General features: G+C 36.6%; 10 protein-coding genes and 1 pseudogene. 6 read left to right on the top strand and 5 right to left on the bottom strand.

Annotated elements, in window-relative coordinates; all coding sequences use genetic code 11:
- Positions 1–567: 567 nt before the first annotated feature.
- Both IQ226_RS17300 and IQ226_RS17295 read right to left on the bottom strand, forming a co-directional pair.
- A complete protein-coding gene (locus IQ226_RS17300) occupies positions 568–2,025 on the bottom strand; it encodes a S8 family peptidase (RefSeq protein ID WP_193897297.1) in 1,458 nt (485 codons plus the stop codon).
- 583 nt (positions 2,026–2,608) lie between these two features.
- Positions 2,609–2,803 (bottom strand): heavy-metal-associated domain-containing protein, encoded by a 195-nt coding sequence (locus IQ226_RS17295; RefSeq protein ID WP_193897295.1) that lies wholly within the window; start codon positions 2,801–2,803, stop codon positions 2,609–2,611.
- Positions 2,804–2,924: 121 nt separating this feature from the next.
- Here IQ226_RS17295 and IQ226_RS17290 point away from each other — a divergent pair, with 121 nt between their 5' ends.
- The 3 genes and pseudogenes from IQ226_RS17290 to IQ226_RS17280 all read left to right on the top strand — a co-directional run bounded on the left by IQ226_RS17290 (position 2,925) and on the right by IQ226_RS17280 (position 4,484).
- A complete protein-coding gene (locus IQ226_RS17290; RefSeq protein ID WP_193897293.1) occupies positions 2,925–3,161 on the top strand; it encodes a KTSC domain-containing protein in 237 nt (78 codons plus the stop codon).
- A 60-nt stretch (positions 3,162–3,221) separates the two neighbouring features.
- A pseudogene (locus tag IQ226_RS17285) lies at positions 3,222–4,333 on the top strand (IS630 family transposase).
- Positions 4,320–4,484, top strand: a complete 165-nt coding sequence (locus IQ226_RS17280; RefSeq protein ID WP_193897291.1) for a KTSC domain-containing protein — start codon at positions 4,320–4,322, stop codon at positions 4,482–4,484. Before IQ226_RS17285 ends, IQ226_RS17280 begins: the two are co-directional and overlap by 14 nt.
- A gap of 72 nt (positions 4,485–4,556) precedes the next feature.
- Here IQ226_RS17280 and IQ226_RS17275 read toward each other — a convergent pair whose 3' ends face one another.
- Positions 4,557–6,728, bottom strand: coding sequence for a tetratricopeptide repeat protein (locus IQ226_RS17275; protein WP_193897289.1), 2,172 nt, complete (start codon positions 6,726–6,728; stop codon positions 4,557–4,559).
- A gap of 436 nt (positions 6,729–7,164) precedes the next feature.
- Between IQ226_RS17275 and IQ226_RS17270 the strand changes: the two genes are divergently transcribed.
- Entirely contained in the window at positions 7,165–8,457 is a 1,293-nt protein-coding gene (locus IQ226_RS17270; protein WP_193897288.1) for a recombinase family protein, read from the top strand.
- 42 nt (positions 8,458–8,499) lie between these two features.
- On the opposite strand, the gene IQ226_RS17265 is transcribed toward IQ226_RS17270, so the two are convergent.
- Entirely contained in the window at positions 8,500–10,026 is a 1,527-nt protein-coding gene (locus tag IQ226_RS17265) for a hypothetical protein (protein ID WP_193897286.1), read from the bottom strand.
- 257 nt (positions 10,027–10,283) lie between these two features.
- On the opposite strand from IQ226_RS17265, the gene IQ226_RS17260 reads away from it, so the two are divergent.
- On the top strand, positions 10,284–11,897 hold the full coding sequence (locus tag IQ226_RS17260; RefSeq protein ID WP_193897284.1) for a glycosyltransferase family 39 protein: 1,614 nt from the start codon (positions 10,284–10,286) through the stop codon (positions 11,895–11,897).
- 249 nt (positions 11,898–12,146) lie between these two features.
- On the opposite strand, the gene IQ226_RS17255 is transcribed toward IQ226_RS17260, so the two are convergent.
- Positions 12,147–12,524: a hypothetical protein gene (locus IQ226_RS17255; protein ID WP_193897282.1), complete on the bottom strand. Its 378-nt coding sequence runs from the start codon at positions 12,522–12,524 to the stop codon at positions 12,147–12,149.
- A 381-nt stretch (positions 12,525–12,905) separates the two neighbouring features.
- On the opposite strand from IQ226_RS17255, the gene IQ226_RS17250 reads away from it, so the two are divergent.
- The gene (locus tag IQ226_RS17250) at positions 12,906–14,756 is read left to right on the top strand and encodes a chloride channel protein (RefSeq protein ID WP_193897280.1); all 1,851 of its coding nucleotides are present in this window, start codon (positions 12,906–12,908) and stop codon (positions 14,754–14,756) included.
- Positions 14,757–14,998 lie beyond the last annotated feature (242 nt).

Here is a 14,998-nt window from a genome sequence, read left to right as displayed (position 1 = left end):
TTTGTTTCTTTCGAGTTTGTTGGCTCCGAAATTAGTTAAAATCTCGAATCCTCTGAAAATTATCTTAAAGACGAGGATTGGTTTAATCTATTCTTTCAAAGTATTATTTTTTCTCGGTTCAGTTGCCTGGGAGTTGTTTCTTTCTTTCGGCACTTATCTAACATATCAATCCTTCCTTTTTCTGTCAAGGGGTTTGGCAAATATTTTTTTGGGGGTGGGTAATTTGTTGGGGTAGAAAGCTGGAGATGGTTAACTGGAAAGGATTTTCTCTGGCTACAGTTTATTTGGATTAGTCCATTTTTGGGGATAGTGCTGTATTTTTTCTGGTGAGGTAGGTTGAATCATGTCCAAAAATTTTCATCATCTTTAGGACTTACGCACTATACAAATTAACCATGATGTGAATGAACGAAAATCCGTCGTTTCAGGCTTTAGGCGATTAACTTCTGTTCAATAGCGAACTGCTTGCAGCAGCGCTTCGCTATCGCTCAAAAATAATCAAAAAATCACGTTAAAATGCCCAAAACCCATACCTCATATTTGGTTGATCCTGTCAATGCGTAAGTCCTAATCTTGATTCTCAATACTATTTTTAAGGTTGTTGCTTGCAGGGCTGTCGTAGTAATGCAGTGTTAGTTGGATAAGGAAGGGATTTGTTAGTTTTTCGTTAGAGTAACTGGACTGCCGTGTGGGTGATGTTTCCAGATTATCGAAACACAACTTTAACTGATTTTCGCTGCTAATGGAGACGATAACGGAAGCAAGGGGAATTGAGCTTGGGGATTGGGATTGGAGGACTAAAGGTAATTTTGATACTATATTGATTAGTTGTAGAGGGAAAAAAGAGTCTAGAGGAGGGAAGAAAGATGGCATTTTTAAACCCGGTTGTGTAGGGGTTGTTGGATCTGGAGGATTAGTGCTATTTGCAGATGTACTGATAATAATTTGGCGAACTTGGATATCAGTTAAGTTAGGGTTAGCACTAAGCATGAGAGCGACTACGCCGGCAATATGAGGGGCTGCCATAGATGTACCATTGTAATTGGCATATTGATCATTGGGTATTGTGGAGTAAACATCAACGCCTGGAGCGGTAACATAGGTGATTTCTTGAGAACCAGATCGGTTAGAAAAATCTGCAAGATTATTATTTTTATCTACTGCACCTACGGCAATTCCTGAATTATAGGCGTAGCGGGCAGGATAGGATGGAAGTGCGTCACTATTATTACCTGCTGCCATGACGACCATTACGCCTTTATTACTGGCATATTCAATAGCTGACTTAAGAGTATCCTTAGAGGAATTACCTCCTAGACTGAGGTTAATTACATTTGCGCCATTATCAACCGCGTAATAAATTCCTTTGGTGATACTTGAGTAAGAACCTGAGCCATTGGCATCTAGGACTTTGACTGGCATAATTTTAGAGTTATAGGCTATGCCGGTAACTCCAATACTGTTGTTTTCTGCGGCTATAGTTCCTGAAACATGGGTTCCATGACCATTGTTGTCTAAAATATTATTATTGCTGCTGTCAAAGTTCCAACCTTGAACATCGTCAACATAGCCGTTACCATCATCGTCTATTCCATTACCAGCTATTTCTTTGGCGTTACTCCAAATATTATTTTTTAAGTCTTGATGGTTGTAGTCTACACCTGTATCTAGTACGGCAACAATAATTCCTTGTCCTGTATATCCGTTATTCCAAGCTGTGGGGGCTTTGATTAGATCCGCACCCCAGTTATTGCCACCCAAGTTAGGAGCATCTGTATAGGGACTAACACCTGCGGCTTTACTGACGGCTAATCCGGCGTTGACTAGGCCATAGCCATTGTTAGAGTTATAGCTGGTATTACTAGCTATAGGAGAGTTTGCTTCTAGATTATGTTGAGAAGAATTACTATGATTACCCCAACTTATACTATTGTCGGTGGGATTTTCAAGGGGATTTGTTTGGGAAATACCGGTGTAATTGATTTCTTGTTGAGAGGAGATGTTTTGATAAATATCCAATGACATAAGTATTTAAGCCTTAAGAATAGCAATATTTTTTGACAAGGTAATTTTGTCAAAATCTGCAAGTACAATAATTTGAAATTGTTGGTTATTTCTTCTTTTTAATTACTACTATGAATCGGTAATACAAAAAGATATTTTAATCACGAATAAACTAATTTTTAATAAACGATTCCAGGAAGAAAAATAAATTAATTAACATTTGATAATATAACGATTAATTGTATATAGCAAAAATATAATTTCATGACAAAATCATGGTTGTTTGATATTACAAATAATGATTTATTATCGGTTATACAAAAATTCCCGCTCTCATGAAATACAATAGAGGGCGCAGGCCTTGCGCCCCTACTTGTTTGGCGATAAAAAACTGTGCCTCATAACATCAGGAACTGCTGTAAATACAAAAATCCCCAACTTTGTCAAGAAGCTGGGGATATAAAAGGCAATCAATAGTAGGTTTTTTCAGTGCACACAGGCTCGGAGATAAAAACTTCGCCTTATGATAGCAGTAGTGATGTATTAACTTACAAAATCATTTGAAAGGTGGTTAGAAAATGTTTATTACTTTGAGAACATCTTGCTAAGAAGGTGGATAACCAGCAGCAATTAAAGCTTCTCTAATAACAGATTCCGAAGTTTGAGTTTCTACATTGACAAACTTGGTTTTGGTATCAGCTTCCACAATAGCATGAGCGTCAATGGCTATAACTGCTTTGGTTATATTACTAGCACAAGCAGAACAAGCCATTCCAGGAATAATGAGTTTAATTGTCATAGGTAAAAAGGAGTGAAAACTCAATTAAAAGTCACGAAAATATGCGTCTTAACTGACTGCATTATGCTTGAAAAAACAGTATATCCTAAATTCTCTCAATTAATTAGTCAAGGTAGAACAATTGTTGATTGTTTGTGCTAACAAAGCTGGTTCTACTGCGCGGATTTTAACCTGTTCCCTACCAGTCGAAGCTTATGAAGGCTTAGAACAACTAAATGAGGTAATTTCTGATACTGTAACTAATGAAGAGGAAATTTCCATGCTATCAGTTAATTCTTCTGTAGCTTATGCAATTGGTTATGATGCTGATTCACAAATTTTGCAAGTAGAATTCCAAAGTGGTGAAGTTTACCAATAAGCTGTTGTGCAGCTTGATTGTATAATATAAAATTAAGTTAATAAGCAATCACCAGGAAGTATGCCAGCAAAAAACCATCTATCACAAGAGCAGAGAGAAAAGCTATTAAAAAACCTAAAAGAGCAAGAAAACCCATACATAAGAGAGAAGATACTCATCTTGTTGTTGATGAATGATGGGAAAACTTACCAAGAAATTAGTAATTTTTTAGATATCGCATATCCAACAGTAGCATATTGGGCAGTACATGGAGATCCTGATAACCTAGAAAGTTTTTTGGATGGGAGAAGAGAAGGTAACTTCCGTAAAGTTACCAAAGAATATGAAGAATTATTATTAGAAATAATAGAAAAAGAGCCGGCAGAATATGGCTATGAATTTGGTCGTTGGACGGCGGCTAGATTAGCAACATATCTAGAATCAGTAACAGGAATTAAGTTAAGTGGTTCTCAGGTAAGGAGAATCTTAGCGAAAAAAAAGTATGTTTACCTTTGGGCAAGATATAGCTTGGAAGACAAACAGAATCCAGAGAAACGGAAGTTATTTAAAGAAAAATTAGCAGAATATTTAAAAATAACTAAAGAAACGCCAGAGCGTTTACAGGTATGGTTTTGGGACGAAAGCGGATTTAGTTTGAGAGTGATAAGAAGAAAAACATGGGGAAAGAAAGGGAACAGAAAAAAGTAACAGGACAAAGAAGAAGAGGAAGGGTAAATATTATGGGAGGGTTGCGTTATCATGACAAAAAAAGAATTAATTTTGTCATAAAAAAGGGGAATGCAGATGTTTTTTATGAACAGTTGACATCATTGAATAATTTTCTAAGACAAGAATGGATAGAACAAGGGAATCAAATCGAAAGTTTTCAGAATAATTCTGCCAAGATAGTTATTATTTTAGATAATGCCAGTTTTCATAAAAGAAAAGATATTTTAGCTCGGATTGAGTCAGAAATGCCAAATATTATTTTGGAATTTTTACCACCGTATAGTCCAGATTATAATTTAATTGAATTAGTTTGGCATTCCGCAAAAGAATATATATATATAGCTCATAGATTATTTCAATCAGTATCACAGCTAGAAGAGTTGTTAAATAAATTGCTAAGTGAAGGAGGTCTTATTATTAAATGGGAGCGCAAAATTAAAAATAAAGGTAATGCCGTTTATTAAATTTAACTGCGTAACAGCTTATTTTGATGTAGAAGCAGAAACTTGGGAAGATTTTCATTCAGCAGATTCCATTGGTGAATTTTTCAATCAAGAAATCAAAGGCAATTATGAATGCGATTGCATAGACAATATATATGATGAGGATTATTAGATTCAAGAAACTGTAGGTTGGGTTGACATGAAAAAACCCAACCAAAACTTTAACAATGTAGTTTTCCTAGCATCAACTCTGAATTAATGTTTGAAAACCTGGATCATTTTTAATCTCATCAAAATCAATATCACTTGCAGCATCTTCTCGATAACTGGGATTAAATTCAATGGCTTTTTGCAGATTTTCTAAAGCTAATTCAATCTTTCTTTGTAGTGCATAACAGGCAGCTTTGTTATAATAGGCACTAGAATAATCAGGTTTAATTTCTAGTGCTTTATCAAAGCTGATGATTGCTTGATTATCTTCTCCCAACATTACTAATGTGTAACCGCGTTTATCCCAAACCTTGGGAGAGTTGGGTTGAAATTCTAAAGCCTTATCAAAAGAAGTAACTGCATCTTCATAACGTTCTAATTCTAGCAAAGATAAACCACGATTTACCCAAGCAACTCCATCGTCAGGTTTAATTTTAGTAGCTTTATCAAAACAGTTAAAAGCCTCTTGATGTTTTCCTAAGTTTCCACAAGCCACACCAATATCACACCAAGCTTGATGATATTCAGGATTAATTTTGATAGCTTGATTATAGGAGGCTATAGCATCTTTGTAACGTTTTAATCTATTGAGTATTATTCCACGCTTTAACCAATTTTCTGGATTTTCTGGTTGAATTTTAATGAGTTGTTCATAAATAGCCAAAGCATCTTCATGGCGTTTTTCTAAAAATAGTATTTCTGCTTCTTGCAGATAATCATCAATAGAAATTTGTGGTTGTAATGCTTCTGATGTTTGTTTTATTGCTGGTGGTATTGTAGGTGTAATTTCTGCTAATTCTTTGAGAATTATGTCTTTACGTTGTTGAGCATCAATTTCTAATTTTTGCAGATTTTCCAGAACAGTAATTTGCTGTTTTTGTACATCAGTTTGTAAGTCTGAAAACTGAGATGTAAATTCTCCTCCAGATTTTTCTAGATTCTCAATTGTTTGCTGTTGTCGTTGAATAGCTGTATTTTGTAATTCTCTTAGTTGGTGAGAAAATTCAATTTCTAAGTTTTGCAGATTTCCCAGAACAGTAATTTGCTGTTTGTGTAGGTCGGTTTGTAAATCTGAAAACTGAGATGTAAATTCTCCTCCAGATTTTTCTAGATTCTCGATTAGTTGCTGTTGTCGTTGAATAGCTGTATTTTGTAATTCTCTTAGTTGGTGAGAAAATTCGCTTTGTAATACAGCCAAATCTTCAAGCAATTGATATTTTTGAACTTGGATATCAGTTTTTAATTCAGTAATGTCTGATTTAAATATATTATTAAGAGTTGCGATATTACCTATAACTATATCTTTTTGAGTTTTAACATCTAATTCAAATTGAGATAATTCATTATTAAATTCTGATTGTAGTTTTGCTAAGTTCTCAACAATATGAAATTTCTCTTGTTGAGTTTCTGACTCTAACCCTTGAAATTGAGATATTAAACCAACGCGAGATTTTTCAATATCACTAATAGCAATATCTTTTTGATTTTCCACTTCTGATTTAAGTTGGGTAAATTGAGAAAATAACTGAAATTCTAACTTTTTGATATTGTCGATTGTAATTCTTTGCTGTTGAGCAGATAAAGTTAATTGTTCTAGTTGAGTATTTAATCTAAACTCTAAATTACTGATGTTTTCTTGAGCAGATTTAACTTCATGTTCTAAAGCTGTTAAAAATTCTTGTTTTGATTTGGGTAAATCGGATAAAAGAATAGATAAATTTTCTTCCTCACCTTGAATCTTTTGTTTAAGGATATTAACTTCCTGTGCTAATTCTTGAGTAGTATTTTTAGATGCTTGAATCAGTTGTTTTGCTTCTGCTTGAACTGTAGTTAATTGAGTTTGCAAATTTTCAATTCCTTGAATTTGCTGCATTGCTCTTTCTCCAATTTCCCTAATTACGACTCGACGAAAAAACCATAATATGGCAATTAAAGCCACAGGAAATAAACTTAAAATAGTCAACCAGATATTAAGCAAGGTATTCGTGCGAGTAAAAGCTTGTTCAAAATCAGATTGCACTTGTTTTTGAGTGCGGGTTTCTTGTCGCAGTCGTGCTAATTCTTCCCGTTCCTGATTTGATAGTACCTGAGCCGTAGCAGATGGTACAGGATACCCACCGATAAAAGCCGTTGATAGCAGCAAGGGTGACAAGAAAATGGCGTTTTTTAAAGCCTTATTTGAGCATAAGGGGTTTTTGTTCTTCATGACTATTTTCCCTATCCGGTGGTTAGTGTTTACAGCGTTGTGCTTATATGTCATCTATGATAGATTATTGTTACAGGGGTACTGGATTTCTAGGGGGTTTTTTGATATTAACAGATTTAGGGAGACCTATTCGCTATTCGAGGATGGAATTATGAAATAATCAAAGAGAGAAAGTCTGGAATAGTTTAAAATGACTATAAATACCATCTAAGAGTAGGACTACCTTGAAAATTGGCATTAGCTCTTAAAGAAAGAGGATGGATTTTAAGATCGGATATTATCTGGTATAAACCAAATGCTATGCCATCTATATGATTGAAAAATATGTAAAATCTCTTTAAGTTTATAATTGAGTAATTGTTCTACTTCAATTATTTAATTGGGATTTTTATCAATGTGAATAAACTCTGGAGATCGCAGTAAATCAAAGTACATCATGAAAATAATTGTTTATATTTATACTGATCCATTATTAGATACCGTTCCCAGTCCAGATGATTGGGGTTGGGAAGTAGATAAAATTTATGAAGATTTGGGAAAACGCACCCAATTACAACAATTATTAATTGATTGTCAAACCGAAACTATAAATTATCTGCTGCTGCGCCGATTAGAAGAATTAGGTGATAGTTTATCCCAAGTGAGCGATCGCCTTAATCAAATAGAAACAATGGGAGTCATAGTCATTACGACACAACAACCCTATGCTTCCAAATCTAGTCAAATCCCCGCCGAACTACTACAATTATTACCAGAAATTCAATATCAACAACGTAGCCGCCGAATTCGTCAGGGACACGCTCGTAATCGCCTAGAAACCTCACCACCACCGGGAAAATCCCCCTATGGCTACCGGAGAGGACAGGGTAAATATATTATTGATCGCACTACCTCACCGGTTGTTAAAGATTTTTTTGAATATTTTTTACTCTATGGTTCTGTCCGTGCTACCGTCCGTTATATAGGTAAAAAATACAGTAAAAATATTTCTGTCACCACGGGTAGACGGTGGTTAACTAATCCAGTTTATCGCGGTGATACAGCCTATCAAAACAGGGAAATTATCTCTAATACTCATGCGGCAATTATATCCAGAGAGGAAGCAGCGCAAATTGATAGAATATTACGACGCAACAGCCGCTTACCATCGCGGACAGCTAGTGCGCCCCGTTCTTTAGCTGGTTTAGTCACTTGCCATCAGTGTCAGTCACAGATGATTGTCACCAGTGTTACCCAGCGTCATCAGGATCAAGAGTATTTATATTTACGTGCAACAGACTGCTCTCAACAGCCTAAATGTCGTGCTATCCCTTACCAAGTAGTTTTAGAAAAAACCATTGATAATATTTGTCGAGATTTACCTTTAGCTGTCGCCGGGATAAATTTTCCCCAATTAGATGCAATTAAAAATAGTTTAGAGAATAACATATCTCGTCAGCAACAAATCCTCCAGCAATTACCCACTTTGATAGAAACGGGAATTTTAGATATAGAAACTGCAAAATTAAGAGTTTACAAACTTCGCACAGAAATTTCCGAACTGCAAGCCAAGTTAGCGATTCTTCCTCCTGTGAATTTGCGTTCTGTAGCTCAATCTGTATCCATACCTCAATTTTGGTTAGACTTATCAGAGGTAGAACGAAGATTTTACTTCCGTGAATTTATCCAACAAATCCAAATTATGCGCCAAAATAGAGAATGGGATATACAAATAATTTTTATTTTCTAAACCACCAGATCCCCGACTTCTTTGAGAAGTTGGGGATCTGAATTATTCATCTTGATTTTTGGGGGACTGTTTGCCTTTTTTACCCGCATTTTTGACATTCATCACCTTTCCTAGTAAGTCAAACCAAAAAGGCGCACCCATAGCAATAGCAATACCACTAACAAGCCAACCAGCAATCATACTCAAAACACTGAAAACAGGCAACCCATTAACTCTATATTTTGTGCTGTTGATTTGCTGTTGTACGTTAGCACTTGTCCAACCAATTGGTAATTCAACTTCCTTTAAAATCTCGTTAGGATCTATTTTATTGATATCTGAAGGATTAGAGCCTTGTGGTGCTACTTGTACAGCTTTGTCAATAATTATTTGCCGCAATAAAGAATCCTTAGATAAACGGTTAATGATATGAAAAGTATCGGCATTAGTTGTGATAGCTAAGGTTATGCCAATGATAATTGCCACTCCTTTAGCATTACGTTTATAAACACCACCGGCTCTTTCCATTGAGCTATCAAAACTATTTTCAATTTCTTTTCGCAACAGAGTAATACCTTCCTCCGTGCTTTTAGCTCTCATCTGGGCGCGTTTTGCCATAGTTTCAATGTTATCAACTACAGAATGTGGCAAAATATCAATCAATTCTTTAACTTTTTTATAGGTTTCACTATCTTTATCTTGGATAGCTGCTATGACTTCACCATGAATATCACTACCTTTCTTGATAGATTTGACAATTTCATTAATATTAGGTTTTAATCCACCTATCACTATGGCTTTTTCGGCAGTTTCAAAAATATCTTGTCTTAAGAATTTTAGTTCCCGCAAAGGCTTATCTAAAATATATTCATGATCAGCTATAGTTGCTGCAAAACTTTCTATATATTTATCTAGGCTATCTCCCATCCTATTTATGGCCATGTAGATATCATATTTGTCCTTTTTGAATTCATCAATAATCAGGTTATACTCTAACTCCAAGCGTCTATAATCTGCGGCAATATTGGCGGCAAATTCACTAGATAGTTCCTGATTATTAATGTAAACTTGTAACTGAATCAAAATTTGTCTAACATCATCTAACCGTTCAGCTTTAAATTGCTCCAACCTGATTTCGGTTAATTTTTCTACCAGTATTGGCAGTTGGAGTGTATCCATAAAAGTATTAGCAAAATTTTCACCACCAATATAGGAAGGCGCACTACGTTTTTGATCACCAAACACAGTTTCTTTTTTAAATCTAGAACTAGACTTTCTAAACAGACTAAAGAATGAGCCAATTGCCCAAGTCGCTTTGCGAGGTAAAGTTGCCAATAAACCTTTCGCCTCTTGATTAATACTTTGAATTAAAGGATTACCGTAAATTTTATTGACAAGTTGAATTATTTCGGGATTTTCTGAAGTTTGAGCATCACCAGCTAAAAGAATTTCAATTGATCTTCTCAAGTGTTCAGCCCGCCATTGCAGTACGGTTGTCAATAGTTCTTGAATTTCCGAAGCCAGTAAACTTAAAATTAAGTAAATAAAAATTAAACCCAGTGCCACATCTAAAATAAAAGGTAAGTTCATGGACATTCTCCTTCGGGGTAGTTGACTAAATGCTAATGGTAGTATTTATATCATTTAATCGTAAAGATGCTTGTAAACTTCCTTAAAAAATCAATAAGAAAATCTTCGCCAAAAAATTATCTCTATTCATGGGAAATTGAGCTAATTTGGGATTTAGCCATTGTCTTTGAATATAGATTGTTCCTAGATGGCAACATTGGAGATTCGCTTTGATCTCTATGTGATTAAACCTAGCAGTTATAAGATTCGCATAGAATATGCAAGAAGGAAGCTTTGTTTGGACTCATCTAGAAAAACAGCATCGTGTGATTGAAAAAAAGATTGATTGGCTATGGCTAATCCTATTGTTATTAGCAGCGGTGATCTTGTTTAGTATCAATCTTGGAGGTTTGCCCTTACAAGATGGCGATGAGGCAACCGTAGCTAGGGTAGCGCGGGAAATTTGGCAAGCCCCAGTAGATTCAATGCGCTGGCTTTACCCGACTTTGGGAGGTGAACCATATCATCACACGCCGCCACTTATGCACTGGTTAATTGCTGGGGCTTATGCTCTGGGTGGTGTCAATGAATGGACAACGCGCCTACCTGGTGCAATTTTGACAGCAACTTCTGTACCTTGCTTATATTGTCTGGGGAGGGAGATATTTCGTCAACGTTGGGCAGCTATTTATAGTGCTTTGATTTATTTAACAATGCTGCCTGTGGTACGTTATGGCAGGTTGGCAATGTTAGATGGGGCAGTTGCCTGTTTTTTAATTGTGATGATGTGGTTTGTCTTGCGATCGCGGCGGGATTTACGTTACTGCTTAGGTGTAGGCATTAGTTTTGGGTTAATTTGTCTAACTCAAGGCATGATGGGTGTTTATTTAGGTGCAATTGTTTTAGTCTTTCTTTTTTGGGATACACCCAGACTACTGACAAGTTATTATTTCTGGATAGGTATTTTTATCGGTTGTCTACCTGTATGCTGCTGGTATGGGTTTCAATTAGGTCACCATGGATATCCCTTCGGTATTGATGTGAATACATCTTTAAGCCATATTCAAACCATTAATAATGGCACATCCCAAGCACCTTGGTATTATCTTTTAGAAATCGCTAAATGGACATGGCCTTGGTTGATATTTCTGCCCCAAACTATCCGTATTACCTGGGAAAATAATAATTTCAGTTGGGCAAAATTAATTATAATCTGGTGTGGTGTTTATCTATTAATTATTTCCCTCATTAGCTTTAAACTCCCCTGGTATATATTCCCCATTTACCCTAGTTTGGCTTTAGCTTTTGGGTTTCAATTGGCCGAGATGGAAAATATCCCCTTATTCTCAGGCTATCCCCGCGCTTGGGTAACGAGTTTAGCAATATTGGCGGTAGTGGCTTCTGCAAGCAGTATTTATTTTGGGGGCAGAACATTAGACAAAGCCGAGTTACAGATTATTTTTGCCGCTGTAGCTTTAACTATGACCTTATCCGCAATCTTAGCAGAACGCGGTGATAGACAATTTCTGAAAATTTTAATTTGGGGAAGTTATATTTCTCTATTATTATTAATGAAATCTAATTACTGGGTTTGGGAATTAAATACAGCCTATCCCGTTAAACCCGTAGCGGCAATGATCACAAAAATTAATCCAGCAGTTAAGGAAATCTATACATCTTTTCCCTACCATCGTCCTTCCTTGGATTTTTATAGCGATCGCACCATTATTCCCGCTTCCATTGGTGAACTACAATATTACTGGCAGTATAATAGCCAACCTTATTTTCTCATTAACACGTCTACATTAGGAAACCTCCAATTTAAATCCATCAAAGTCATAGACCAAGTAAAAGACTGGCAATTAATTACCAAACAAAATAACTCATTATGAGTTGGTTGGCGTTAAGAGGGAATAGGTGACAGGTGACAGGTGACAGGTGACAGGTGACAGGTGACAGGTGACAGGTGACAGGTGACAGGTGACAGGTGACAGGTGACAGGTGACAGGTGAAAGGTGACAGGTGACAGGTGACAGGGAATAGGGAAGTAGAAATTTTCTTCTTCCTGAACTCCTGAACTCCTGATAGCGCAGCGTGGCGTTAGCCATACTCCTGAACTCCTGACTCCTGACTCCTGAACTCTATTTTTCACCCCTATTCATTTTTTCAATTTGGGGAATTTCTTGACCATTACGACTCATATTGTCTTGAGTCATAGTCACAATACCGAAAAAAATTGCACTTCCCACAACTAAAGACAATAAAGGACGCTTAATGACAATAAAATCTCTGATGATCCTTGCCAAAGGTCGGCTTTGACGACGGAGAGCCGATGAAATCATCATTTGTCTCCAAATAAATGGATCACGCACATAATGTCCACTTTGGCAAACAACTAGTTTTTCCTGACAATAAGGGCAGGTAAACAAACCAATATAAGACTTAATTGGCTTTGTTCTGTTATTTTTTTGACAAATTGGGCAAGTAACATAATGATTATGAAAAGTATTTGTACTCATCTACCTCGTCTCGCCTAGTCCCTTGATTCTATTTATAACAATATCTGTATTGAATTTTACTGTAAACCTAGTAATTATGCCATAATCACTGATAGTGATTGGCAAAATACTATGATGGAATCTCAGAATGCAATTGATCCATTGATCCAACGACGTACTCCTCTCAATATTATATTAACCCAAGTTGTTAGTAATGCAGGACAGAATTATTTTTTCTCAATATTTTGTGATTTTTGTTAGTTAATTATTGAGCAGGCAGTTTCTCTCATAATCAACCACAATAAGAAATAATAGACAAAAAATGGATTTTTCTGACATTTACCCCATTTATCAATATCTCAGAATCCTCAATAATTAAAAACCTACTTTCCCCCATATTCCATGCGGTTCACTCAGTTAATTAATCGTTTCCAAGCCTCTCCCGAAACAGTCGTGCTGTTTTTAGCCGTGCTAATTGGCGGTAGCACAGGTATGGGTATAGTCACCTTTCACTATTCAATCCAGCTAATTAACAACTTCATGTTGGAAAATTTGATGGGACAAATTGAGATTTGGGGTGCTTGGACCTTAGCGGCTGTTCCTATTCTCGGTGGTATCATTGTTGGCCTCATGCGTTGGCGAACTCAAGATTTTGGTCCAGGACTTTCATCCCTGATAGCTGTTTCTCAGGGAAAAGAAGCGAAAAAACCCCTGCGACCTGTGACAAAAATGATCGCGGCGGCAGTTTCTCTTGGTAGTGGTGCATCTTTAGGGCCAGAGGGTCCAAGTGTAGAAATTGGGACTAATTTTGGGGTGTTGTTATCGGACATATTACAAGTATCTCAGGAGCGTCAGCGGTTACTATTGGGGGCTGGTGCGGCTGCTGGTTTAGCGGCTGGGTTTAATGCCCCCATTGCGGGAGTATTTTTTGCCTTAGAAGTAGTCATGGGTAGTACATATTTTGCTACTTCTGCTGTAAGTGTGATATTACTAGCCGCCGTCGTTGCTGCCTTAATTGCTCAAATTGGTTTAGGTTCACAACCAGCTTTTGCTTTACCCGCTTATCAGGTTCGCAGTTACCTAGAATTACCCCTTTATCTGGGTTTAGGTTTGGGTGCAAGTTTAATTTCTCTTACCTATACTGAATCCATTCGTTTAGCTAAAGCTATCTTTACTGGCAATTTCTCAGGGTTAACGTTATTAGGTAAAATTCCTCAGTCCATTCAGCCAATTTTGGGTGGTGTAATTATTGGTTTAGTAGGTTGGCGATATCCACAAATTTTGGGTATTGGCTATGGAACTGTAGAAGCAATACTACAAGATGAAGATTTTTCCCTCAATTTATTACTAATTTTACTAGTATTGAAACTGCTCATGACAGCGGTAAGTTCAGGTAGTGGTTTTGTGGGCGGATTATTTGCCCCAGCTATGTTTTTAGGTGCTTCCTTTGGGTCTGCCTACGCTAAATTTTTGGCTTTGATCATCCCAGGAATTGGAGAATATATGGCTGCCCCTCCAGCTTATGCAATGGTAGGTATGGCGGCGGTTTTAGCAGGTAGCGTGAGAGCGCCATTAACGGCAATTTTAATGTTATTTGAATTAACCCGTGATTACCGCATTGTTTTACCTTTAATGGCGGCAGTGGGTCTAAGTGTTTGGTTAGTGGAACTAATCAAACCAACGGTAGATGCTAATGCTAATCTGCAACAGATTGGTTTACCTGAATTGAAAGATGAAAAGGTAGAACTTTGGCAGCAAATGTTAGTAGCAGATGCTATGTACACCTGTCCTAAAAAATTATCAGCAACTTTAGGAGTGTTAGAGACTGCGGTAGTCATGACGCGAGAACGAATACGCAGTGCTTTAATCATTGATGATGATACTGGTAAACTGGTAGGAATTCTTTCCCTAGAAGATATTAAACGAACTTTTTTTATCTGCCAAAATCTTCCTAATTCATTGCCGGAAATTCAGGAATATTTATCTAGTCAAAAACTGATAGATATTTGTACTACAGATATTCTCTATGCTTGGGATGATGAACCTGTGTATGAAGCTTTAGACCGGATGGCATTACGTGGGTTACATCAATTACCAGTGGTCGCTAAAGACAATCCCGATTTTATTCTGGGTTTGCTAGAAAGGGAACAAATTGAATTAACTTGTAATTTAACGGCAATCACTAAGATACTGCACCAATATTCACCAGTGATTCCTACTACCGAATATATAGAGGAAATTGGTAATTGGTAATTGGTCAATATCCTGGGGGTAACCTCTCGTGATTGCTTTGATTTCCATAGGCGTTGCTGATTAAGTGTATGAATTTTAGTTTTGCGCCTTGGCGCAAAAACGCACTGAGGTTTGAGTTTTAAAGGTTCAATTTGGGAGTTTCATACCTCAATTCAGCAATGGTAAATTAACTATCAAGCGATCGCTCTCCATGGGTAAAATCTCTTCACAATGCAGGATATTCTAGTCTAAAGCCACCTTAA

Source organism: Dolichospermum sp. LEGE 00240 (assembly GCF_015207875.1).
Lineage (GTDB): Bacteria > Cyanobacteriota > Cyanobacteriia > Cyanobacteriales > Nostocaceae > Dolichospermum > Dolichospermum gracile.
The sequence above is the reverse complement of the archived record's forward strand: the minus strand, read 5'-3'. Positions and strand labels throughout refer to the sequence as shown.

Excerpts from the sequence above, each read along its gene's own strand:
- IQ226_RS17300 (WP_193897297.1), bottom strand. The coding sequence starts at position 2,025 with ATGTCATTGGATATTTATCAAAACATCTCCTCTCAACAAGAAATCAAT.
- IQ226_RS17295 (WP_193897295.1), bottom strand. The coding sequence starts at position 2,803 with ATGACAATTAAACTCATTATTCCTGGAATGGCTTGTTCTGCTTGTGCT.
- IQ226_RS17280 (WP_193897291.1), top strand. The coding sequence starts at position 4,320 with ATGCCGTTTATTAAATTTAACTGCGTAACAGCTTATTTTGATGTAGAA.
- IQ226_RS17275 (WP_193897289.1), bottom strand. The coding sequence starts at position 6,728 with ATGAAGAACAAAAACCCCTTATGCTCAAATAAGGCTTTAAAAAACGCC.
- IQ226_RS17270 (WP_193897288.1), top strand. The coding sequence starts at position 7,165 with ATGAAAATAATTGTTTATATTTATACTGATCCATTATTAGATACCGTT.
- IQ226_RS17265 (WP_193897286.1), bottom strand. The coding sequence starts at position 10,026 with ATGAACTTACCTTTTATTTTAGATGTGGCACTGGGTTTAATTTTTATT.
- IQ226_RS17260 (WP_193897284.1), top strand. The coding sequence starts at position 10,284 with ATGCAAGAAGGAAGCTTTGTTTGGACTCATCTAGAAAAACAGCATCGT.
- IQ226_RS17255 (WP_193897282.1), bottom strand. The coding sequence starts at position 12,524 with ATGAGTACAAATACTTTTCATAATCATTATGTTACTTGCCCAATTTGT.
- IQ226_RS17250 (WP_193897280.1), top strand. The coding sequence starts at position 12,906 with ATGCGGTTCACTCAGTTAATTAATCGTTTCCAAGCCTCTCCCGAAACA.